The 24,612-nt window shown below is 41.4% G+C and carries 21 protein-coding genes; 1 reads left to right on the top strand and 20 read right to left on the bottom strand.

Features of this window, described 5'->3' with window-relative positions; all coding sequences use genetic code 11:
* Positions 1-8: 8 nt before the first annotated feature.
* From DXB39_RS03625 to gpr, 14 genes are all read right to left on the bottom strand, one after another.
* On the bottom strand, positions 9-1,175 hold the full coding sequence (locus DXB39_RS03625) for a cysteine desulfurase family protein (protein ID WP_117840944.1): 1,167 nt from the start codon (positions 1,173-1,175) through the stop codon (positions 9-11).
* A gap of 30 nt (positions 1,176-1,205) precedes the next feature.
* Positions 1,206-1,946 (bottom strand): 16S rRNA (uracil(1498)-N(3))-methyltransferase, encoded by a 741-nt coding sequence (locus DXB39_RS03630; protein ID WP_117840943.1) that lies wholly within the window; start codon positions 1,944-1,946, stop codon positions 1,206-1,208.
* 5 nt (positions 1,947-1,951) lie between these two features.
* A complete protein-coding gene (gene prmA / locus DXB39_RS03635) occupies positions 1,952-2,908 on the bottom strand; it encodes a 50S ribosomal protein L11 methyltransferase (RefSeq protein ID WP_117840942.1) in 957 nt (318 codons plus the stop codon).
* 240 nt (positions 2,909-3,148) lie between these two features.
* On the bottom strand, positions 3,149-3,679 hold the full coding sequence (locus DXB39_RS03640; RefSeq protein ID WP_242986051.1) for a molecular chaperone DnaJ: 531 nt from the start codon (positions 3,677-3,679) through the stop codon (positions 3,149-3,151).
* A gap of 284 nt (positions 3,680-3,963) precedes the next feature.
* Positions 3,964-5,139 (bottom strand): molecular chaperone DnaJ, encoded by a 1,176-nt coding sequence (dnaJ, locus tag DXB39_RS03645; RefSeq protein ID WP_117697001.1) that lies wholly within the window; start codon positions 5,137-5,139, stop codon positions 3,964-3,966.
* Between the two features lie 77 nt (positions 5,140-5,216).
* Positions 5,217-7,097 carry a molecular chaperone DnaK gene (gene dnaK / locus DXB39_RS03650; protein WP_117840941.1) on the bottom strand — a complete coding sequence of 627 codons (1,881 nt, stop codon included), beginning with the start codon at positions 7,095-7,097 and terminating at the stop codon, positions 5,217-5,219.
* 18 nt (positions 7,098-7,115) lie between these two features.
* On the bottom strand, positions 7,116-7,769 hold the full coding sequence (grpE, locus tag DXB39_RS03655) for a nucleotide exchange factor GrpE (protein WP_022243084.1): 654 nt from the start codon (positions 7,767-7,769) through the stop codon (positions 7,116-7,118).
* Positions 7,770-7,789: 20 nt separating this feature from the next.
* Positions 7,790-8,833 carry a heat-inducible transcriptional repressor HrcA gene (hrcA, locus tag DXB39_RS03660; RefSeq protein WP_022243085.1) on the bottom strand — a complete coding sequence of 348 codons (1,044 nt, stop codon included), beginning with the start codon at positions 8,831-8,833 and terminating at the stop codon, positions 7,790-7,792.
* A 206-nt stretch (positions 8,834-9,039) separates the two neighbouring features.
* On the bottom strand, positions 9,040-10,227 hold the full coding sequence (gene hemW, locus DXB39_RS03665) for a radical SAM family heme chaperone HemW (protein WP_117840940.1): 1,188 nt from the start codon (positions 10,225-10,227) through the stop codon (positions 9,040-9,042).
* Between the two features lie 17 nt (positions 10,228-10,244).
* On the bottom strand, positions 10,245-12,056 hold the full coding sequence (gene lepA, locus DXB39_RS03670) for a translation elongation factor 4 (RefSeq protein WP_022243087.1): 1,812 nt from the start codon (positions 12,054-12,056) through the stop codon (positions 10,245-10,247).
* 4 nt (positions 12,057-12,060) lie between these two features.
* A complete protein-coding gene (locus DXB39_RS03675; RefSeq protein WP_117840939.1) occupies positions 12,061-12,948 on the bottom strand; it encodes a GDSL-type esterase/lipase family protein in 888 nt (295 codons plus the stop codon).
* Positions 12,949-12,960: 12 nt separating this feature from the next.
* Positions 12,961-14,295, bottom strand: a complete 1,335-nt coding sequence (locus tag DXB39_RS03680; RefSeq protein WP_117840938.1) for an MBOAT family O-acyltransferase — start codon at positions 14,293-14,295, stop codon at positions 12,961-12,963.
* Between the two features lie 116 nt (positions 14,296-14,411).
* Complete coding sequence (locus DXB39_RS03685) at positions 14,412-15,725, bottom strand: stage II sporulation protein P (RefSeq protein WP_242994194.1); 1,314 nt, start codon at positions 15,723-15,725, stop codon at positions 14,412-14,414.
* Positions 15,726-15,785: 60 nt separating this feature from the next.
* On the bottom strand, positions 15,786-16,733 hold the full coding sequence (gene gpr, locus DXB39_RS03690; RefSeq protein WP_117840937.1) for a GPR endopeptidase: 948 nt from the start codon (positions 16,731-16,733) through the stop codon (positions 15,786-15,788).
* 192 nt (positions 16,734-16,925) lie between these two features.
* Between gpr and rpsT the strand changes: the two genes are divergently transcribed.
* Positions 16,926-17,189 (top strand): 30S ribosomal protein S20, encoded by a 264-nt coding sequence (rpsT, locus tag DXB39_RS03695; protein WP_022243092.1) that lies wholly within the window; start codon positions 16,926-16,928, stop codon positions 17,187-17,189.
* Between the two features lie 73 nt (positions 17,190-17,262).
* On the opposite strand, the gene holA is transcribed toward rpsT, so the two are convergent.
* The 6 genes from holA to DXB39_RS03725 all read right to left on the bottom strand — a co-directional run bounded on the left by holA (position 17,263) and on the right by DXB39_RS03725 (position 24,605).
* The gene (holA, locus tag DXB39_RS03700; protein ID WP_117840936.1) at positions 17,263-18,240 is read right to left on the bottom strand and encodes a DNA polymerase III subunit delta; all 978 of its coding nucleotides are present in this window, start codon (positions 18,238-18,240) and stop codon (positions 17,263-17,265) included.
* 43 nt (positions 18,241-18,283) lie between these two features.
* Positions 18,284-20,758, bottom strand: coding sequence for a DNA internalization-related competence protein ComEC/Rec2 (locus DXB39_RS03705; RefSeq protein ID WP_158565940.1), 2,475 nt, complete (start codon positions 20,756-20,758; stop codon positions 18,284-18,286).
* A gap of 119 nt (positions 20,759-20,877) precedes the next feature.
* On the bottom strand, positions 20,878-21,840 hold the full coding sequence (locus tag DXB39_RS03710) for a GerMN domain-containing protein (protein WP_117840934.1): 963 nt from the start codon (positions 21,838-21,840) through the stop codon (positions 20,878-20,880).
* A gap of 10 nt (positions 21,841-21,850) precedes the next feature.
* Positions 21,851-23,299 (bottom strand): sensor histidine kinase, encoded by a 1,449-nt coding sequence (locus DXB39_RS03715; protein WP_022243096.1) that lies wholly within the window; start codon positions 23,297-23,299, stop codon positions 21,851-21,853.
* Between the two features lie 32 nt (positions 23,300-23,331).
* A complete protein-coding gene (locus DXB39_RS03720) occupies positions 23,332-24,021 on the bottom strand; it encodes a response regulator transcription factor (RefSeq protein ID WP_022243097.1) in 690 nt (229 codons plus the stop codon).
* Between the two features lie 8 nt (positions 24,022-24,029).
* Positions 24,030-24,605: a helix-hairpin-helix domain-containing protein gene (locus tag DXB39_RS03725; RefSeq protein WP_117696976.1), complete on the bottom strand. Its 576-nt coding sequence runs from the start codon at positions 24,603-24,605 to the stop codon at positions 24,030-24,032.
* Between the last annotated feature and the right edge of the window lie 7 nt (positions 24,606-24,612).

Consider the following 24,612-nt stretch of genomic DNA (forward strand, 5'->3'; position numbering starts at 1 on the left):
TTTCTCTTTTAATGTCTTGTATATTTCTTCAATACCGGAAGCAGCTCTCCCAGTACTTCTAATGCGTAATCAATCTCTTCTTCCGTTGTATGCACACTGAAGGAAAAACGCAGTGTGGAATCCAGAAGGTTTTCCTTTAAATGAATGTTTCTAAGGGTCTTGCTTCCCTTCTGTTTGCCTGCATGATTATTGGAAGAACAGGCAGAACCGGAAGATACATAAATCCCCCTGTCTTCCAGTGAATGTAATAATACTTCACTTCGGATTCCTTCAAAGCTGACGCTGACGATATGTGGTGCAGAATCCTCTCCGGTCTTTCCATTTACATGGGTTCCTTCCAGCTTTTCGATTCCGTCGATAAAACGCTGCTTTAATCCGTAAAGATGTGCTCTCTTTTCATCGAGATTCTCATAGATTTCTTCTGCTGCTTCTCCAAGACCTGCAATTGCCGGTACATTTTCCGTTCCGGAACGCATTCCCTTCTGCTGTCCACCGCCTAATATCAGCGGCTTTAATTTCGTCTTTTCCTTCACCCAGAGGAATCCGCTTCCCTTTGGACCGTGAATCTTATGTCCGCTGACGGAAAGCATGTCTATGCCAAGCTTCTTTGGATAGATATACATTTTTCCATAAGACTGGATTGCATCTACATGAATCAGTGTATCCGGATTCTTTTTCTTAATAAGCTCTGCAGCTTCTGCAACCGGCTCAATGGCTCCGATTTCATTATTTACCTGCATCATGGAAACAAGAATAGTCTGTTCCGTCACTGCTTCTTCTAACTCTTCCAGTGAAATAATTCCATTCTCATCCACAGAAAGATAAGTAATGTCAAAGCCCTGCTCCTTTAAGAATTCCATTGGATTCTCTACGGATGCATGTTCAATGGATGTGGTTATAATATGATTTCCCGCTCTGCGGTTTGCCATTGCAGCACCGATAATCGCAAGGTTATTTGACTCCGTTCCACCGGATGTAAAGATAATTTCTTTTTCTAATACTCTTAATGTTTTTGCTATTTTCTTCTTTGCAGTCTCAACAAATCGTTCTGCCTCAATTCCTTTCATATGAAGGGAAGATGGATTGCCATAATCCTTCGTCAGAAGGTCTACCATTAACTGACACGCCCGGTCACTGCAGCGGGTGGTCGCAGAATTATCCAGATATGCTTCCATACTTTTCTACACTTTCTTACTGTTTTTTCGTTATATACGGCTCTCTAATTGCAGCATCAGCATGGACATCATGCAGATACCTGCTGTATCTGTCCGAAGTATTCTTCTTCCTAAGGAAATGGACTGCATGGTCTCTCTTGCTTTTGCAATCTCTTCCTCTGCAAATCCGCCTTCCGGTCCTATCATAATGCTGATACTCTTCCCCGGTTCGATTTGCTCTAATACTGTCCTGGTTCCTTCCATGCCATTTTCATTTTCATAAGGCACTAAGCGGATATCACAGTTTTCTGCCAGCTTTACGGCTTCCTTGAAAGATACTACTTCATGAATCTTTGGAATGATACTGCGCTTTGACTGTTTTGCTGCAGTCTCTGCCTGCGCCTGCCATTTTTGTACCCGTTGTGCTGCCTTTTTTCCTTCCAGCTTTACCACACAGTATTTCATGGCTACCGGAATGATTTCATAGACACCAAGTTCTACTGCCTTTTCAATCACCGTTTCCATCCGATCTCCCTTCGGCAGTGCCTGAAATAAATAGATTTTAGACGGAAGTTCGGTTCCTTCTTCGTCCACAGATACTATGTCTGCCTGCACGAAATTTTCTCCGGTTTCTGCAATCTTACAAAAATAATTGCCACCTTCCCGGTCACTGATGCGAATCGTCTCTCCGATTTTCATACGCAGTACATTCCGGATATGATTTACATCGCTTCCGGTTATGGTAACATATTCTTTGCCCACCTGGCTTTTTTCAACAAAAAACTGATGCATCTATTTTACCTCTGATTTTTCCGTGCAGTTACATTGACCCATTCGCCCTGATGGTTGACTTCTAAGATTTCAAAGCCTGCCTGCTCTAAAGCTTCTTTTACTTCGTTTTCTTTAAAATCAATAATTCCGGAAGTAATAAGCACTCCCTGCTCTTTCGCACACTGATAAAGTGCCGGTGCCATCGGAATAATAATATCCGCCAAAATATTCGCTACGACCAGATCATAACCTGTGCCAATCTTTTCCTGAAATGCTTTATCGTCAATCAGGTTTCCAACATAAAATTCACCTGAATTTTCTGCCAGATGATTGACTGTCATATTTTCATGAGTTGATGTGATACAATCTCCATCCACATCCGTACCCACTACGCTGCCTGCACCAAGCTTTAATGCTGCAATGGATAAGATTCCGCTGCCGCATCCTACATCCAGAACACGCTCGCCCTCTTTTAAATATTTACGAATCTGGCGGATACAAAGCTGTGTTGTCTCATGCTTTCCGGTTCCAAAGGAAATACCCGGGTCAATCTCGATTAAGAATTTATTTTTATCCTCTTCCTTTAATGGTTCCCAGGTTGGTTTGATTAAAATATCATCGATATAAAAAGACTGAAAAAACTGTTTCCAGTTATTAATCCAGTCAATATCCTCGGTCTGGCTGGAGGTAATATCTCCGCTTCCGATTTCTACCATGCTTCTTAACTGCTCTAAACCAATGCGGACTGCCTTTAAAGTCTCGGTATGGTCTTCGCCTGCCTCTAAATAAAAGCTGACTTTGCTTTTTCCTTCGTCTGGTGGAAGCTCCGGCGGAAAATCAATAAACATTTCTCCTGTTTCTTCTTTCGTCAATGGTACATTATCTTCGATTTCAATTCCTTCAATGCCATTTTCTGATAACATCATGCTGATAAAATCCTCAGCTTCTGTTGTTGTATCTATTGTATATTTATCCCATTTCATAGTTTCTGCTCCTGTTCTTATCTTAACCTTCTATTATAAAAAGCAAACATTTTAATCTTAACATAGCTTTTTATTTTTCGCAACTGTAAGGGAATCAACGGCAACCAGCAGACAGCTTCTTTAGATACATAGCGACGCCTATGCATGTCTGGTAACACAAAAACAGCGGAACATATTTCTTCTGCCCGCTGATTTTCCTGTTTATTGCTATGTCATTGCTGTGCTATTATTGCAATCTTATTACTGATATTTTACTTCCAGTTTCTGCATCAGCACCTGATATTCCCGGTTAATTTCCTGAATGGTACCGGTGTCTCCATTGAGATTATCCGGATGATATATTTTAATCAAATCCTTATAACGCTTCCGCAATGATTTTTCATTGCCCACGCCCATAAAGAACATTTCTCCCTTCACCACATTGGATGATTGGTTTCTATTCTCCTGTTCAAATTCATGTACTCTGCTGTAAAAGTCTCTCTGACGCTCCATTTTCTGCTTTTCGGCAGCAAGTTTCTGAAGTTCACTTTCTAATATTTTCCACTTCATGTCAAAAAGATGCTGTTCCCGCTTCATCCGCTCCTGTTCAAGATTCTTCTCCATCTCGAATTTCCGCTTCTGACGTTCTAACTCCCTCTGATGGTGTTCCATCTCGCGTTTGGAATTTTCCAGTTCTCTCCTTGTATGTTCCAGTTCCACAGTCTGCTGAAAACACCATTTATCAAACTGTGCTGCATCCTTCTTAATCACAGCGCTGTTATGCTGCTTCATAAATCTCTCTCCTTGTCTCATAAACGGTTGCCTAAATCAACATATGGTTACAAAAAACTTATGAATCAGAAACAGTATACAATATGTTGTCACAAAATGCAACAACGAGAAACTCACTTTTGCAGTTTTCCCGAGTTATCACAATACTCAACTACGAGAAACACGCTTTGCGAGTTTCTCGAGTTATCGCGGTGCTCGCCAAATCTGCATGCAAGCATGCGATTTTTCTCGCTACTCGCGTAAAAAAAGCTGCCTCCATTTTTCAGGAAACAGCTTTATCATTTTTATAAATCATCGAAGGACTCTTTAATTTTTCCCATAAATCCCTTTTTCTTTTTCGTGCCTGCCGCACCATTCTGTGTCTTTAATGAATTACCGGTCTCTGCATCAAACTGGCGCAGTGCCTCCTTTGCAGCTTCATTTAATCCGGTCGGAACCTGAACCACAAGTGTAACATACTGGTCACCACGGACTGCCTTGTTACGCAGGGATGGGATTCCTTTTCCTTTCAGACGGATTCTGGTGTCGGTCTGTGTACCAGGTTTTACTTCGTAGACCACATCGCCGTCAATGGTTGTAATTCTTACTTCTCCGCCCAATGCTGCCTGTGCAAAACTGATTGGTGCTGTTGAATATACATCCATGCCCTGTCTCTGAAGGATTGGATGGCGGGATACTACTACTTCTACCAGAAGATCTCCTCTTGGTCCGCCATTTACACCCGGCTCACCTTTTTCACGGATTCTTACACTCTGACCGTTATCAATTCCGGCAGGAATGCTGACCTTAATCTTCTTCCTGCTGGCAATGTAGCCGGTTCCACGACAGTCCGGACATTTGTCACGAACAATTTTACCGCTTCCGTTACATTCCGGACAGGTCTGTACATTCTGTACCATACCAAATAAGGACTGCTGGGTATATACCACTTTTCCTTTTCCCTGACATTTGCTACAGGTCTCCGGACTGGTTCCCGGCTTCGCTCCTGTACCATGACAGGTCTTACATTCATCCTTTAATACTAAATCAATTTCTTTCTCACAGCCAAATGCTGCCTCTTCAAATGTAATTCTGACACTGGCACGTACATTGGCTCCCTTCATCGGTCCGTTGCTGCTGCTGCGTCTTCCGCCGCCAAAGAAATCTCCGAAAATGTCTCCAAAGCTTCCAAAAATGTCTCCCATATCCATACCTGAGAAATCAAATCCGCCTGCTCCGCCGGCACCTCCATCAAAGGCTGCATGACCAAACTGGTCATACTGTTTTCTCTTCTCCGGGTCGCTCAGTACTGCATATGCTTCAGATGCTTCCTTGAATTTCTTTTCTGCTTCTTTATCCCCCGGGTTCATATCCGGATGATATTTTTTGGCAAGGACACGATATGCTTTTTTTATTGCTGCGTCATCTGCGTTTTTATCAACGCCTAAGACCTCGTAATAGTCTCTTTTCTGTTCTGCCATAATCTATTCCCTCTTTACCGTTTGTAAGGGTTGACAGTAAAACTGCCAACCCTTTCTACTGCTTTTTATCTGTAGAATTATACTTCTTTGTAATCAGCATCTACCACATCATCATCTGCAGAACCTGCAGCTGCTCCACCGGCTGCACCTGCTCCCATATCAGGGCCTGCACCAGCGGCTCCCTGAGCTGCCTGAGCATTCTCATACATCTTAGCAAATACTTTCTGTGCACTTTCCATCAGTTTCTCTTTTGCTGCTTTCATCTCAGCAACCTGATCATCTGTCATGTTTTCAGCCTGTGGATTTGCATCTACTAAAGCTTTCAGTGCATTTAAGTCAGCCTCTACTGCAGATTTATCTGCCGCATCAAGGTTATTTCCAACCTGGTCTAATGCCTGCTGTGTCTGGAATACGAAGGCATCTGCATCATTTCTGGTGTCAATTGCTTCTTTTCTCTTCTTGTCCTGTGCTTCAAATTCAGCTGCTTCTTTTACTGCTTTATCGATATCTGCATCAGACATGTTAGATCCGGCAGTAATTGTAATATGCTGTTCTTTTCCGGTTCCTAAGTCTTTTGCTGATACGTTTACAATACCGTTTGCATCGATATCGAAAGTAACTTCAATCTGAGGAACTCCACGACGTGCTGGTGGGATACCATCCAGACGGAACTGTCCAAGGGATTTGTTATCTCTTGCGAACTGACGCTCACCCTGTACTACGTTGATATCTACTGCTGTCTGATTATCTGCTGCTGTTGAGAAAATCTGGCTCTTTCTTGTAGGAATTGTTGTATTTCTCTCAATCAGTCTTGTTGCAACTCCACCCATGGTCTCGATAGACAGTGACAATGGCGTAACATCCAGAAGAAGGATATCGCCTGCGCCGGCATCTCCTGCTAATTTACCACCCTGGATACAAGCACCAAGTGCTACACACTCATCCGGGTTTAAGGATTTACTTGGCTCTTTGCCTGTTAACTGTCTTACTTTATCCTGAACAGCCGGGATACGTGTAGAACCACCAACCAATAATACCTGGCCTAAGTCTGCATTGGTTACGCCTGCATCTTTCATAGCGTTCTGTACCGGGATTGCTGTTTTTTCTACTAAGTCATGTGTCAACTCATCGAATTTTGCTCTTGTCAAGTTCATATCAAAGTGCTTTGGTCCTTCTGCTGTTGCAGTAATGAAAGGCAGGTTGATATTGGTTGTTGTTGCTGAAGACAACTCTTTCTTAGCTTTCTCTGCAGCTTCTTTTAATCTCTGAAGAGCCATCTTATCAGTAGATAAATCAACGCCTTCTGCTTTCTTGAATTCGTCAATCATCCACTGTGTAATCTTGTTATCGAAATCATCTCCACCTAATCTGGTATCACCATTTGTAGATAATACTTCGATGACTCCGTCACCGATTTCGATGATAGATACATCAAATGTACCACCACCTAAGTCGTATACCATAATTTTCTGTTCTTTTTCGTTGTCCAGTCCATAAGCAAGTGCTGCTGCTGTCGGCTCGTTGATGATACGTTTTACATCAAGTCCTGCAATCTTACCTGCATCCTTGGTTGCCTGACGCTGTGCATCATTGAAGTATGCCGGTACAGTAATAACTGCTTCTGATACTTTTTCTCCTAAATATCCTTCTGCATCAGCTTTTAATTTCTGTAAAATCATTGCAGAAATCTGCTGTGGAGAATACTGTTTGTCATCAATGCTTACTTTGTAATCGGTTCCCATATGTCTCTTAATGGAAGAGATTGTTTTCTCTGCGTTGGTTACTGCCTGACGTTTTGCTGGTTCACCAATCAGACGCTCACCTGTTTTTGTAAATGCTACGATAGATGGTGTTGTTCTTGCACCTTCCTGGTTTGCTATAACGGTAGGTTTTCCACCTTCCATAACTGCCACACAACTGTTTGTTGTTCCTAAATCAATACCAATAATTTTACTCATGTTCTTATCCTCCTATGCTTAATTCGCTACTTTTACCATGCTATGTCTGATTACATTTTCTTTGTACTTGTAACCTTTCTGTAACTCCTCGGCTACTACATTCTCACCGAGTTCTTCATCTTCCACATGCATTACTGCATTATGGAGATTCGGGTCAAACTCCTGACCGGCTGCTTCAATCGGTGTTACACCAACCTCTGTCAGCACTGTCATCATCTGCTTATAAATCTTATCCATACCTTCTACGAAGCCATTGTTTTTGTCTTCTTCCGGTACAGCTGCAAGCCCTCTTTCAAAATTGTCGATAACTGGAAGGATTTTCTCTAAGATTGCGCTGGCTCCCATGTCATACATCTGGCTCTTTTCCTTTTCCGTTCTCTTACGGAAGTTTTCAAATTCTGCCATCTGACGTTTCAGCCGGTCGGTTAAATCTTCAATCTGTTCGTCCTTCTTATCTTTCTTGTCTTTCTTTTTAAAGATACCTTTCTTTTTCTCCTCATCTTCTTTCTCTATTTCTTCCGGTTCAGATTCGGTATCTTCCGTTTTTTCTTCTGCCTCAACTTCTTTTTCTTCTGAGGCGGTATTCTGTGCTTCTTCCTGCTTTTTTGCATCCTCTGCTTCTAAGTCTTCTAATACTTCCTCAAGCACTTCTTCTTTCTTTTCTTCTGCCACTTCCTTACCACCTTTCTATGCTATTCTTTCTTCGGCTTATCAAATATGCCTTCTAGTTGTGATTTCAAATTTTTCAGATTATCCATGACGTTCTCATAATCCATACGCTTTGGTCCGATAATTCCTATCGTTCCCTTCACGCCTTTACCAAGTTCATAGGTAGCTGTTACCACACTGCAGTCCTTCATGGTCTGAATTGGAGATTCATCTCCTATATAAACCTGTATGCCGTTCTCCTCATTGCTGAGGTTATCCGTCACCAGACTTACTAACTGTTTCTTCTCTTCTAACGCATCTAAAAGCTCTCCTGCTTTCTGCGAATCCGATAACTCCGGATATTTTAAGATATTCGTTGCACCGCTGGTATATATCTCCAAATCCTCGTCTTCGCTGATTGCTTCTGCTACTGCATCCAATACATCACTGATGACTTTGGAATGGATACCGGCTTTCTCTTTCAACACTGCTATGGTGCCCAGATTAATCTGATCTAATGACAATCCATTTAAATGTGTATTCAAAAGCATGTTAAGTTTTAACATATGCTCATTATCTATCGGCTCTTCTATCGGAATCATCTTATTTTTCACAAGATTGCCTTCCAATACGACAACTGCCAGAATATGTTCATCATCCACATTGGATAACTGGATGAACTTCAGGCTGTTGTGGTGATACTGCGGTGCTGTTATCATGGTGGTGTAATTCGTATTGTTCGCCAACAGCTTTGCCACCTGCTGCAATACCTGTTCCATCTTCTCCGTATGTTCAATTACGAACTCTTTCATATCGGATACTTCTTTGTCCTTCTCTGCAATCAGATTATCTACATAGAAGCGATATCCCTTATCGGATGGAATTCTTCCTGCCGATGTATGTGGCTGCAAAATATATCCCATCTCTTCCAAGTCCGACATCTCATTCCGGATTGTTGCGGAACTTAAGTTCAAATCCGTATACTTGGAAATGGTTCTTGAACCAACCGGCTCACCTGTTTCCAGATAGTTGCGAATGATTGCATTTAAGATTTTTGTTTTTCTTTCATCTAATTCGTTCTCGTTCATTCACGTTCTCCTGAAAATGAAACTTTTATAGGTATTTGAAAAAGCTTTTTGTACTGCTTTTTCTTAGTTGTTAGCACTCAACTTGAAAGAGTGCTAATTTCTATGTACTTAAGATAGCACCATTCGTTTTTTTTGTCAACAGAATTTTATAATTTTATATTTTCTTTAGATTTGTTCTGATTCAATGCGGTTCAACACCGCACTACTTAATCCAGTAAAAACTGGGCGAGTACATAGTTGCTGATGTCCATGCCATGGTCGCTGAGCTTTATTACACCGGCTTTTTTCTCGATTAAGTCCTCTTCCTGAAGCTGGTTTAAGACTTCGCCATATACTGCTTCTATTTCCACGCCAAAAGTCTCTTTGAATTCTGTTCTTGTAACTCCCTTTAACATACGCAGGCCTAAAAACATGAATTCTTCCATCTGGGCATGGCGGCTGATTGCATCTGCACTCTCATGGAGATTCAATGCCGGTACTCCATCTATTTCCTTCGCCGAAATATTACCACATGCTTTGATATACGCTTCAATCTCTCTTATATTACTGTAGCGTACTTCTCCAATCAGGGACGCTGCCCCAAGTCCTACCCCAAGATACGGCACCCGCTTCCAGTATCCGATATTATGCCTTGCCTCTTTCCCCGGCTTTGCATAATTGGATACTTCATAATGCTCATAACCTGCCTCTGCAAGAATCTCCTGAGTCTTTTTATAAATCTCATACTCTGTCTCTTCAGATGGCAGATGCTCTGTCGGCTTTCCGGCTTCCCGGAGCACTGCCTCGAATTTGTATTTTTCATAAAATGGTGTTCCCTTTTCGATAATCAGGGAATAGGCTGAAATATGCTCCGGTTTTAATGCTATGACACGCTTTAAGCTGGTAACAAATTTCTCCGTACTCTGATAAGGCAGGGCACTCATCAAATCAACATTGATATTTTCAAATCCACATCTTCTGGCACATTCATAATTCTCCAAGAACTGCCGGTAAGTATGGATTCTTCCTAATATCTTTAATTCATCATCAAAGGCAGACTGTAACCCTATGCTGAGACGGTTAATGCCTGCTTCTTTATAAGTAAGAAGTTTTTCCTCATTTAAAGTTCCGGGATTACATTCTATGGTAATCTCTGCATCTGCTTCCACCTCAAAGCTTACCTGAATCTGTTTTAAAAGAAGTGCGATATATTCCGGTGCTAAAAGAGACGGTGTTCCGCCCCCTATATATATAGTAGAAAGAGCCGGACGTCCCATTATCTGTCCGTAATATCTGATTTCATGCAAAAGAGCACCCACGTAGCGGTTTTGTAGCCGCTCGTCCGCAGGTGCTGATAAGAAATCACAATATTCACATTTTCTTACACAAAAAGGAATATGCACATAAAGTTCCATCTATGTTCTCCTGTCATCTATTTCTCATCTAACTTCAGTACACTCATAAATGCTTCCTGTGGAATCTCTACATTTCCCACCTGACGCATACGTTTCTTACCTTCCTTCTGTTTCTCTAACAGTTTACGCTTACGGCTGATGTCACCGCCGTAACATTTTGCCAGCACATCTTTTCGCATTGCTTTTACTGTCTCACGGGCAATTACCTTGCTTCCAACGGCTGCCTGAATCGGGATTTCAAATAAATGTCTCGGAATCTCTTCCTTTAACTTCTCACACATCTTTCTTCCACGCTCATAGGCGGTATCCTTAAATACAATAAAGGAAAGAGCATCCACTTCTTCTTTATTAATAAGAATATCCAGCTTCACAAGCTCTGACTGCTCATAACCCTTCATCTCATAATCAAAGGACGCATATCCTTTAGAACGGGATTTCAATGCATCAAAGAAATCATAAATAATTTCATTTAACGGAAGGTCATATTTAATAACTGCACGGGTCTGCTCAATATATTCCATACTCTTATAGATACCACGGCGTTCCTGGCACAAATCCATAATGGCACCTACATATTCGGATGTCACCATAATTTCTGCTGCAACCATCGGCTCTTCCATATATTCGATTTCGGATGGATCCGGAAGATTGGATGGGTTTGTCAATTCTATCATGGTACCATCCGTCTTATGTACCCGGTATACAACGCCTGGTGCTGTCGTTACTAAATCAAGATTAAATTCTCTCTCTAACCGCTCCTGAATTACCTCCAAATGAAGCAGTCCCAAGAAACCACAGCGGAAACCAAAGCCCAATGCAATGGAAGTCTCCGGTTCAAACTGTAAGGCTGCATCATTTAACTGTAATTTTTCCAAAGCGTCACGAAGATCCGGATATTTGGCTCCATCTGTTGGATATAATCCACAGTATACCATCGGATTAACTTTCTTATATCCCGGCAATGGTGCATCACAAGGACGCTTTGCTTCTGTTATGGTATCACCCACACGGGTTTCTTTCACATTCTTAAGGCTGGCAGTAATATAACCTACCATTCCGGCTTCTAACTCATCACATGGAATGAACTGTCCGGCTCCGAAATATCCTACTTCTACTACATCTGCTTCTGCTCCGGTTGCCATCATGCGGATGGTTGTCCCCGGTTTTACGGAACCTTCCCGGATTCTGCAGAATACAATAACACCTTTATAAGCATCATACACAGAATCAAAAATCAACGCCTGAAGGGGCGCTTTGGCGTCCCCTTTTGGTGCCGGTAATTTATGCACAATCTGCTCTAATACTTCTTCCACATTCAACCCTGTTTTGGCAGAAATCCGTGGTGCATCCTGTGCCTCAATTCCAATCACATCTTCAATTTCTTCTACTACTTCTTCCGGCCTTGCACTCGGCAGATCAATTTTATTAATGACTGGAATCACTTCCAGATCATGGTCTAATGCCAGATATACATTGGCAAGGGTCTGTGCCTCAATCCCCTGTGCCGCATCTACTACCAGCACAGCACCGTCACAGGCAGCAAGACTTCTTGATACTTCATAGGTAAAGTCCACATGTCCCGGTGTATCAATCAGATTGAAAATATATTCTTCTCCATCTTTGGCATGATATATAATACGGACTGCCTGGGACTTAATGGTAATTCCACGTTCCCGCTCCAAATCCATATTATCTAAAACCTGTGCCTGCATTTCGCGGCTAGTCAGAAGTCCTGTCATTTCGATAATACGGTCTGCAAGGGTTGATTTACCGTGGTCAATATGGGCAATGATACAAAAATTACGAATCTTACTCTGGTCGATTGACATATATTTACTCCTTCTTTATTCCATGTTTCAAAAGGAAATCCGTCCACAGGGAATAATATTTTCCCAGCAGGTGAATCTCATCATAAGTATATTCCGGATTCAGATTTCCTGTTTCGTCAGTCACTACTTCATTTACATCAATATAAAATATATCGTGATTATTTGCAAGCATTGCAATTCTGTCATTCCGTTCTTTGATTGCCGGATTGTTAAAAATCGGGTCGGTCTCTGACTTTTCCTGTTTTACATACATAATGCCCTGTAAGAAAATCAGTGCATCCGGCTGTAATTCCCGGATATGATTGACAGCTTCTTCATATGCTTTCATAAAGCTGTCTACTGTACCGGTTCCCATTTCGTTGATTCCAATCATCAGATAGACTTTACCAAACTGATGCTCGCTTAATGCTTCTTCAACGGTAATCTTCGCGCCGTTTTCCTCGACAATCGGCGTATCAAACATATCATAGACCGTAAGTCCGATACTGGCATAATAAGTTGCATTATCCCAGCCGCCATAATCCCTTAATCCAACGGTTCTGGAATCTCCGATAAATACTGCATCATCAAAATAATCCTGGGTTACATCGGTAAAAGTATAAGTCTTATCCTCTTCTGCCTCCGTATCTGCAACTGCTTCTGCTGCTTCTTCCGTTGCCGGCTCCTCTTTGTCAGCATATACGCTTTCCAAATCCTCCTCCGGTTCTGCCTTATCCCATGGCAGAACGCCCTCTTTGGATGCCTGCATCATGCCAGCCACCGCCGGAACCTTCGGCCAGTCCTTATTATATTCTTTATATGCGCCCTTTGTTCCGGCTAAGGCAACACCGCTTACCAGCAGCATACTGATTGCCGTAACAATAAGAAGCGGACATTTCTTCCATTTCTTCATGGCAGCCTCCCATTAAAAACTAAAATACATAAACGGATTGTTCAGTCCATTTGCAATCTGATAAATACAAATCCATAATACAACAAACAAAATTGCTTTCATCCACCACTTCTTCCAGCATTTTTTTAATATCTTATCCATAAAAGGAAGTGATACCACAAATGCCAATAGGAAAAACACTCCATAGGTTCTGCCGTATTTCAGATAATCGCCTGCATTGACTGCGATTCCGGTTCCAAAGAACGGGAACAGTCTTGCAAAATATACTTTCAAATCAGATAACTTCGTAATTGCAAACACGACCCAGGTCAGAGGGATTACAAACCAGATGTAAAGGTGTGCCAGCCATCCATGTTTCTCTAAAAAATTTCTGATTACAAATCGTTCCAACGCAATAAATACAAATAAAATCAAGCCCCATAATGGAAAATTAATGGTAGAACCATGCCACATTCCGGTTACAACCCAGACAATCAGCAGATTGAAAAATGTCCACGCATTTCCCTTCCGGTTGCCTCCCAAGGGAATATATAAATAATCACGGAACCATCTTCCCAGTGTAATGTGCCACCGGCGGTAAAACTCAGACACTGTCCTGGAACGATACGGATGGTCAAAGTTCTTCGGCAAATCAAATCCAAGCATCTCTCCGATTCCGATTGCCATCAGGGAATATCCCTGGAAATCAAAGAATAACTGTGCAGAATAACCGAATGCTCCCATCCACGCTAACGGTGTGGAAATACTCTCAAAACCAATGCCCTGAATATCACGCCAGAGAATTGCCAGATGATTTGCAATAATTACTTTATATCCCAATCCTATGATAAAAAGAGTCAGACCATGTTCGATTTTCTCCAGACGGATTGGATGTTTCTTTAACTGCCCTGCCATATTGGCAAACTGGGCAATCGGTCCGGATATCAGTTTTGGGAACAAAAGGATATAAGTTCCATATTCCAGATAATCCCTCAACGCTGCAGTTTTCTTCTTATAGACATCCAGCACATAGGAAAGCATGGTAAAAGTATAAAAGCTGATTCCAAGCGGAAGCGACAATCTTGTATATTTAAATATACACAATAATCCGATATTATAGCAAAGCAAAATCACAAGCATGGTATTTCTGCTGCTCTTCCTTCTTATATGATCCATCAGTAATACTAGAATATAGTTCAGACTCATGGAAAACAGTAAAAGAAGTGCATCCTTCCAGCTTCCCATGGCATAAAATACCAGACTGCCAAAGAAAAGTACCGGATTTTTATACTTTACCGGTACCAGATAATATATAATAAGAAAAATCGGCAAAAACCGAAATAAAAATTCTAAGCTTGAAAATTCCATGATAACTCCATATCTTTCGTTTTATTTTACGCATCTCTTTTATTATATAAGAAATGCAAGTGATTTCAATGTGTTTTTCCGAAAAAGTTATTACATTTTCATTACGAAATATTTTTCTAATTTTCTCCATGCAACACTCTGTTCAAAAGGTCTGCCAGTGGAACCATGGCATTGCGTGCCTCCTCCTGCGTGTTGGTATAGGAACCCATTTCGATCAAAAGATATTTCTCTTTAAAATGCATATTATACCGGTATCCTTTTAAATAAATCGGGCGGGTAAGATTCGGATAATACTCTGCCGCTGCAATCTGCATCTGCAGGGAAAAAGCAAGATTCCCGGTAAGGTTTGGATTATTGAGATAAGAAATATCTCCCAGCGCTTTTGTCCGGCTCAGTCCGTTAAAGAACATAATCGGTGCCATCTGCACCCCGTTTACCTCCCGCACCATATGCTTATCCACTGCATCACGATGTAAATCTATTACCACTTCTATGCTCGGATTCTCTGCTAACAGCTGCTCAATGGGCCCCTCCGCATTGGCATAGGCGTGATCTCTGTCTCCCACATCATACTGTCCCATATGATGCATGACCTGAAATCCATATTTTTCCTGTAACAGGCTGGTAAGATATTCCCCTGTTCCCATAACGCCCGTCATTACATCATTTGGGTCGGAATCTGCAAACATTTCCTGGGAATGGGTATGGTAAATCAGAATCTGTGGCTGGTCTGCCGGCGTTTTTATGGTTAAATCCATATTTAACAATTCTTCTGCATTTAACTGACTGCTATTGATGGTTGTTGTATTGTCCACCTGATAAAAATTCTGAATCAGATAATCAAAATCATTTAATTTTTCTCTTGGAATCTCCACCAACGGCTGAGAACTGACTGCTGTATTATCCGGGGCTGCCGGCTGCTCTGCCGCTTCTGCTGCCGCATCTGCTCCTGCCTGCGCATTTTCCTGCTCCATTTCTGCCACTATGCAGTCCTGATTCTCTCTGCTGGCTGCCTCCGCCATCTGTCTGGCCTCTACTTCCGCTTCATCCTTTCCTTCCAGTGCAACAATCTCTTCTTCTGAAAGGCTGCTCTCAATTGTCGTTTCATAAGTCCTTATGGTATCTGCATATCCGATAAGTGGTATCTGGTCTGTCACTTTTTCCAGCAAAAAATCACTCAGTGTCTGTTCCTGCCTGCCCTCTGCCATATAGGCAACAGTCGGAATATACTGTCTGGTCATGGACATGGATATCTCATTTTGTATATAGGAAAAAAAACGTTTTGCCAGTGTTTCCCTTCCGGTTCCCGCTTTCACCATAAGAAAAAATGCATACAACAGAAAAAGTGCAATAGCAGACTGCCTGTACCATTTTTTTCGTTTCCTGACCAGTTCCGTTTTTCCCTGATATCTTTGCCCATAGACTCTCATGCTGCCAGCACCTCCTGTTCTGCCATAGCAAACACTATATTCTATGCAGCTTCTGTCCCTTTAGAACCGGGAGAATGCCAGATTCAGTCCCTCTGATATGGTATAGCTCAGCCTTTTTACCGCTTCATCAATATCTTTTGGGGTTACAAACATTGCATTCAAATGTGGAGATAAAAGTTCTCTTGCCAGCTCATGCTTTTCAATTTCATCCAGACCTGCCAGCCCATTTCCCACACTTTTTAGCTGCGCTGACTCCCGCATGGCTCCGATTAAGTCACTCATGGTATCTGAAACTATCGTTGCGGCATCTACTACGGTAGGAATTCCTATGGCAATTACCGGAATTCCCATGCTTTCTTTATTAATGGCGTGCCTGTGATTGCCCACACCGGAACCGGGATTGATTCCGGTATCCGTAATCTGGATGGTACGGTTCAGACGCTTCACGCTGCGGGCCGCCAGTGCATCCACCACAATTACAATATCCGGTTTCGTCTCTTCAATGACTCCCCGGACAATCTCTCCTGATTCCATGCCGGTCTGTGCCATTACGCCCGGCACAATTCCGCTTATCTGGCTCCTCACCTTATTTCCAAAGGCATATTGTCCATATTCCTTGATAATGTGCCTGGTAATCATCATATTATCTACTACATAAGGTCCTAATGCATCCGGTGTCACTTCCCGGTTACCAAGACCCACTACCAATATCTTGAGTTCTTCTTTTTTCCCCGGCAGCATGGTTTCAATCACTTTTGCCAGCTGCCCGGACACTTCTCTGTGATAATCCTCATCTTCTTCCATCATGTCCGAAGCCTCAATGGTAATATAGGTTCCCTTCGGTTTTTTCATTGCCTTTGCTCCGTTTTCTGTGTCAATGAACACTCTTGTAATCATGATTTCCGGTGAAATTCTCTCCTCATCTACCCGTACTCCCTTTACTTCAATATGATCTTCATCAAATTTTTCTCTCGTCTCTAATGCGAGGTCTGTTCTTATCTGAAACATAGCTTCACTTCCTGTAAACAATTTTTCCAAATAAATTTTCTTTATTATTTTTTACATTTTTTCTCCAAATATGTATTGACAGATGTAAATATGTGGGATAAACTATCATAGTATGTTTACATTAGAACGTCCGTGTCCGGCTTTAATGAAACAACCAAAAACAATAAAACAATCATATTGGAGGTGTACAGGTTGGCTAACATTAAATCTGCTAAGAAAAGAATTCTTGTAAATCAGACCAAAGCTGATAGAAACAAGGCTATTAGATCAAAAGTTAAAACATCTATTAAGAAAGTAGACGCTGCAATCGCTGCAAACGATAAAGAGGCTGCTGCTGCTGCATTAGTTGCTGCAACATCTGAAATCAACAAAGCTGCTACTAAGGGTGTTTATCACAAGAACACTTCTTCCAGAAAGATTTCACGCTTAAACAAAGCTGTGAACAAGATGGCATAATTGCCGGAAGAGCATAGATTATAAACGATTATAAAAAAGAACGTTTCGTACCGTCATTCGAAACGTTCTTTTTTTATGCACTGTATTTTACAATCAGAAGTTCTACGGCTAACTGGTCTGCCATTCTTCCCGTCTTGACATCCTCTTCTGCCTGTCCGCAGTCTTCAATTGCTTCCTTTAACTGATTTATTTTAAAAGCTCCTGCCTGCCGAAGATTCTTCTGCACTGCAAAGCTTGGCATCCCTGCAGTCTTTGCAATACTGACAGCAGGATATCCTTTTGCTGACATACTTTTTATCAAAAGCAGATTCTGGAACTGTCTTGCAATCAGGAATAAAATCCGCATGGGTGCTTCCTTTAATGCCAGTAAATCGTAATATAAGTCCAAAGCCTTCTTCTGATTCCTGGCAGAGATGGCATCAATCATTTCAAAGATTTTATTTTCCGTCTGTCCGGTACAGATTGCCTCTACATCTGCCGCAGAAATCTCTGTCTTATCCAATGTATAACAGATAAGCTTTTCTAATTCCTTATCAATATTTTCCATATCGGAACCGGTCTTTGACAGGAAAAGCTGCATCACGGACTGGGTAATTTTCTTCCCTTCCCGCTGGATTCTGCCCAGTATCCAGCGGACCAGCATATCTTCCTTCGGGGTCTCAAATTCTACGGCACTTCCAGCCCTGGATGCCGCTTTAAATAATTTGGAACGCTTATCCACTTCTTCTTCCACAAAAACAAAGCAGGTGGATTCCGGCACCTGGCTCATATATTCTGCCAGGTCATCACAGCTGTTTTTAAAGAAGCCACTGTTTTCCACCAGAATCATACGCTTTTCTTTAAAAAATGGCAGTGTCTCCGATAAATCAATCAGTTCCTTTGGATTAATATCCTTTCCCTCATATGCTGAAAAATTCATCGTATCATCCGGCTCTACCAGTGCATGTTTTAGCTTATCACGATACTGCCGTTTCAGATAGTCTTCCGTTCCATATAAAAGATATACGTTTTTTAATTGTCCCATTTTAATGTCATTATCTATTGTTTTCATAAAGGATATTATACTATATTTTTACTTCTTTATCAAAGCATACTTACCGAAAGCTTTGAATTGTGATCCTTCCCTTTTCCTCTTCCAGCGAAATCTGACCGCCTTCCATCGTATCAAAAATTTCTGCCGAAGCTTCTTTTAATCGATTTATGGTCTCCTGATGAGGGTGTCCATATCGGTTGTTTTCCCCACAGGAAATCAATGCCAGTTCCGGCGAAAGTGCTTTTAAAAATTTTTCTGTCGAGGAATACTTTGAGCCATGATGTCCTACTTTAAGAAAATCTACTTTCCACAACCGCTGCTTTTCTAAGAGCCAATTTTCTTCTGCTTCTCCGGCATCTCCGGTAAATATCCCGGAAATATATTTCGTCTGATAGAGCAATATCATGGATTTTCCATTCTCATCCTCTGCCTGATACTCTCCGTCCGGAAGGAGGCAGCTTATGGTATCCTCGCCACTTCTTATGCAATCTCCTTCTTTCATATATACGATGGGAATGTTTCTCCGCTCTGCCAGTGCACATATGCTCTGATAATTCTTTACATCCGGCTGTTTTCCAGGCAATATAATATTTTCAACAGAATACTCCGTCTCAAGAACTTCTAACAATCCGTTCACATGGTCTTCGTCATAATGGCTTATAAACCAATAATCTATCTTTGTGATTCCATTGCTTTTTAGAAATGGCAAAATCCGATACGTTCCCACCTTAGACACATCAGTGCTTCCGCCATCCAGAAAAAGATTGGTATCTTCCCCCAGTCGTACATAGATGCCATCTCCCTGCCCCACATCAAGAACTGCCATAAGATGATTACTCTTTACCGGACGAAGAACCAGAAGTAACACCACGCTTCCAATCAAAACAATCGGAAACTTTCTAAGGAGTATATTTGTATTTGTATTTGTATTTCTATTCCCATCTCTGTTTCCGCTTTTCTTTGTCCGGTTTTTTATCAGCAAGCAGGTGGCTGCAAGCATCAGATAATAGAATATGATGCGCTGTATCGGCCACTGTCCTACTATCTTCGTAGCTCCCGGGAGCCGGCTGCACCAGCTGACTCCAACATAAATTCCGTCCAGCAATAATTCCAACATCATGATTACCGGTCCCGCAAACAGCCTTCCTACAACAATTTTTCCCATACACATGAGCAATGTTGCAGTTATTCCATTTATTAAAACTACACTTAACAAAGAAACTATCAGTAGATTCAGAAGCAAAGCATAGACCGGCACTTCATAATAATAGTATGCCACCAGTGGAAGTGTTGTAAGTTGAACGGAAAGCGAAACTAAAAAGTTCTGCCGGATTTGCCGTTTCCATATTTCCCGTATTTTATTTGCCGCCTTATCGCCTGTTTTCCGTTCCTGTGTTTGCTGTTTTTGCTCCCTTGGAAACAACTGTTCAATACATTTTGCCACTACTACCACACCAAGAATTGCAGCTACCGAAAACTGGAGTCCTGCATTTTCAACCAGATACGGGTTTTTCCATAAAAGCACCAGCACTGCCACAGAAAGAGCGGTTCTGCTATCATAGCTTCGCCCGGACAGCTTGGCTGCCATAAGAAGTGCAAACATAATCCATGCCCGGATAGCAGATATTCCCATCCCGGTCATTTTCACATAACAGAACAAAAATACAACCGCTGCCGTACAGGCACAAAGAGAATTTCCTTTTTTTCTAAGAAGTCCATAACAGAACAGTCCAATGCAGGAAATATGCATTCCACTGATTACCAGCACATGGCTGGCTCCTGCCTGTTGAAAGACTGTTGAAACTTCCTTTTCCAAAAGTTCTTTATCTCCTAAAAGCATTGTTCCAAGAATCCCAGCATTTCTTTTCGATAAATTATTTATATAATCTTCTTTTAATTTTTCTTTTATCAAAAATAATTTCTCTGCCAGTACATCTTCTCTTCCATATTCCTCACAAATCCTTTCGGCATCAAAATGATAATCCATATTCAGACTGTGATAATATTGAAATTCATCATAATTACCATCATTGGCAGCGTGATTCAGTTGTCGGATATTTCCTTCTAATACAATGGTTGTTCCAATACGACACGATTGGTCAGATGGTTCTTGCTTCAGTCGAACCAGGACAGAATTGGTTTTATAGGTTTTATCTCCAATCCGCAAGAAAACATGATTAAGATATAATCTTGTCTGATTGTTTTTTCGTTCTTTCTTCTCTATCTTCCCCTGTAAAATTGTCTTTTCATTTTCCGTCTGCCAGCCTCTGGAAGCATCTGTTTCTACAGAAAGGCTGGTCTCCTGCTCTTTTAAAATCGTCTCAATGGTATAGCTTTGCTGCTGCATATACCAGATTCTTGCAATTCCCAGCAGAAAAAATCCTATTCCAAGTACTGCTGTAAACCGGTATACCCTCCGTTTTCTTTGCCGCAGGGCATACAGCAGATACGTCTGACACCCTGCCACAAAGCTGATAAGGATAACTTTTATGACCGTCGGAACAGACAGGCAGACAATAATACCACACAGGAACAATATCGTTCCATAGCATAAGGGGCGTTTTATAATTTCGATATAACCCCTCCTAAATATTTTTCTAAGATATTTCTTCTTAATATGTTACTTATAAGATACTTCTTCTTAAGACCTTCTCCTTAAGGTGTCTCTTCTGTTTGTGCTTCTGTAGATACCGTCTCGTTCTCATCTGCACTTACCACATAGTCAAGGTTCCGTTCATAAAGCTGGTCTAATGCAAAACTATCCCGGTAAACACCGCTGGTCTTTCCATTTACAGAAATCTGCACCTTACTGATGGTTGAAATCTCCGATAAAGAGTCTACAATAGAATAAATGACAATTGGCTCCTGTATTTCATAATTCTGATTCAGGAACGCCTCATCTAATGTAACATAGCAGGTTCCATTGGTTGTCGTAACATTGACAAGATTTGTTCCTTCCGGAAGTGGTGCTTTCAAATTCTTATCATCCGGTCCCTTTAAAAGATTCTCCATAATCAGTTTTTCCAAGGAAATGTTACTGCTATACTGTACTTCTTTTTCGCACTCTACCAGTCCGTTTCCATCAGCATTTGCATAATATAAATGTAATGTTGTTGTCTGAATGGAATTAATCTGTTTTCCCGGATTCTCAACAAAGCTTTCTTCTGTCATCAGTCCGATTACATTATCCCGGCTGTCTGCCAACGGTGCATCTCCCACATAAAAAGATACATATTTTACATCCGGAAGCTGTACCAGTGTCTTTACCACTGCTGCCCGGCACAACACCTCATCCGTAGACTGCATTTTGGAATAATTATCATTAAAGTAAAGGAACAGCTGATTGCTTTCCAGTGACCAGTCTGTAATTGTAACATCACCAGGAACCGGTTTCTGATACTCCACACTATCCGTATTGGTGCACAACGCATCTAAAAGAGTGGCTATCATGTCCTCTGTCTTGCCCTCTTTTAAATCATATGGCTGCTCTACCACTTTTGTTTTTTCTTTATTCAGATAATAAATATGATACGCCGAGTCATCTGTCTCCTGTCTGCCACACCCTGTGAACAGCGATACCAGAAGGATAAAACTCAGCCATCCTGCAATTTTCTTCATGCCAGACCTCCTAGGCAATGTAATTCAGCGGAATCCGCACAGTAAAGAGCGTTCCCTCACCCTCTGTACTAAATACCTTAATTGCACCACGGTGCATTAATATTGCATTTCTTGTAATGGCAAGTCCAAGTCCGGTTCCACCTATTTCTCTGGAATGGGACTTGTCTACGCGGTAGAATCTTTCATAAATATGCTCTAAGGAATCCTCCGGAATACCGATGCCGGAATCCTCTACCTTAAGATAGAAATACTGATAATCTGCATTCAGGGACACATGTACCCAACCGTCTTCCTTATTGTATTTGATTGCATTTTCCACCAGATTGGTAATGGCAAGCGTCAGCTTTACCTCATCAATTTCCGCTGTAACAGGCCGGAAGCTTTCCAACACCAGATCTACATGCTGTTTTTCCGCAATCGGTTTTAATCTCTTTAAAATTAAATCCAGCATCTCATTGATGTTAACTGACGTGATATTCAAATCTGATGCAGACTTATCCATCTTAACCAGCGAGAGCAAATCATTGATAATTTTATTTTCACGTTCAATTTCATTTCCAATGTCTAACATAAATTCACGATACAGTTCTACCGGAACATCTTCCTGTCCATTCAGTGAGTCTGCCAGTACCTTCATAGAAGTAAGCGGTGTTTTCAGCTCATGGGACACATTGGACACAAATTCCTGTCTGGAGTCATCCAGCATCTTCATTCTGCTATAAAGTTTATTAAATTTTTCCGAAATCTGAACTGTTTCAGAATAATCCTTAATCATCAGCTCCCCATCACTGGTTCCATATCCATTCTGAATCTCAGCAATAGAGGATGCCATATTCTTCAACGGGTTTGTCAGACGAACGGATAAAAATACGCTGACTGCAAACAGTAAAACTGCCCCGAAAATCTGAAGCACTAATGCAGCATTTCTCATATATTCCAGATTGGCAAGAATACTATCTGTCGAAACACTGATAAGAAGCACTCCGATAATACTCTTCTCCCCTGACTCTACGTTATCTGTAGTCAGCGGAATCGTCATTTCCACATAATGATTATCCACATCATAATTCATAGAATCCTCACCGCGGAATGACTTTATGACTTCTTCTGAAATAATTGTTTTATCGGTATCCAGATCATAAGTATCTTTTATAATATGAAAAGAAGAATCTATCAGAAGAATTCTTCCATCATAAATACGTGACATCTGCTGCAACTGTGAAGTGATGCTTTCCGACTCCGCTCCATTGATATAATCTGTGGATACCATCTGGTTTGCAAGAATCTTTGCCTGACCAATTACATCTACACTCCGGTTAGAAACTGCATGTTTCTCATAAGCAGTTAAAATCCCGGTCCGGATTAAAATTCCGGTCAAAATACCGATCAGCATAAAAAGACAAATCAGCCGGAATTTCATGCTTTTCAAAAAATTACGAATACCTTTTTTTCTATTCATAAGTCTGTACCTTCATCCTCTGCTTATCGCTGTTATTTCTGATAGAAATAACCTACACCCCATTTCGTATGCACATATTTTGGCTCACTCGGATTCGGTTCAATCTTCTCACGCAGTCTACGCACATGAACATCCACCGTTCTGACATCGCCCGGATATTCATAACCCCATACCAGATTCAACAGATTCTCACGGCTGTATACCTTATTCGGATTCATAACAAGAAGCTCTAACAAGTCAAATTCCTTGGCTGTCAGATTAATCTCTCTTCCCTGGACAAACAGTCTGCGGCTCTCACAGTCTAATTTTAAATCGCCGCTCTCTATCACTTTGGAATTTTCTTCCTTCGGTTCACTGGCAGCAGTTCTTCGCATAATTGCTTTGATTCTGGCTTTCACCTCAAGAATATTAAACGGCTTGGTAATATAATCATCTGCACCATATTCCAGTCCTAAGATTTTATCCATATCATCGCCTTTTGCTGTCAGCATGACAATTGGCATATTAGAAAACTCCCGGATTGCCTGACACACTTCAAATCCATCCATCTTCGGAAGCATGATATCCAGTAAAATCATATCAAACTTATTCTCCTGTGCCAGATGCAGTGCCTCTTCACCATCATACGCACAGGTTACTTCCATTCCATCCTGTTCCAATGAAAAACGGATTCCTTTCACTATTAATTTTTCGTCGTCCACAACCAGAACTTTTTTTGCCATTTTACACCTCAGTTAACCCTTATATTATCTTTTATTTTTTCAAAAACGCCATTTTTAATTCCGGGAATATTCATTAAATCTTCAATAGTCTGAAATGCGCCATTTTTTTCCCGGTAAGAAATAATTGTCTCAGCTTTTGATTCTCCAATTCCGGAAAGTGTCATAAGCTGTTCCTTTGATGCAGTATTCAGATTGATTCTGCCATCCTCCGGCTCTGCTGCCGAATCAGCACTCCCTGTCTGCTGCAAAAGGTAAGTTTCCTGATCCGGCACCTTTATCATCTGTCCGTCAACAACCGGTTCTGCCTGATTGAGTGCCTCTTTTGCTGCAGCCTCGTTAAAACCTCCTGCCAGCTCCAATACATCGCAGATTCTGGCTCCATCTTCCACTTCATATACTCCCGGGTGCACTACCTCACCACAGACATATACATAACAAGAAGCCGGCGGGCATAAGACAGCTTCTGTAACCTCTTCACTCTCCATTTGCGTATCCGGCTCAAAATATACGGTATCTTCTTTTCCACATGCCGTATATATAATCCCACAATATAAAGCCAGAGCTAATAACCCGACTTTTTTCATCTGTATC

It is taken from the genome of Roseburia sp. OM03-7AC (assembly GCF_003462625.1).
GTDB lineage: Bacteria > Bacillota > Clostridia > Lachnospirales > Lachnospiraceae > Roseburia_C > Roseburia_C amylophila.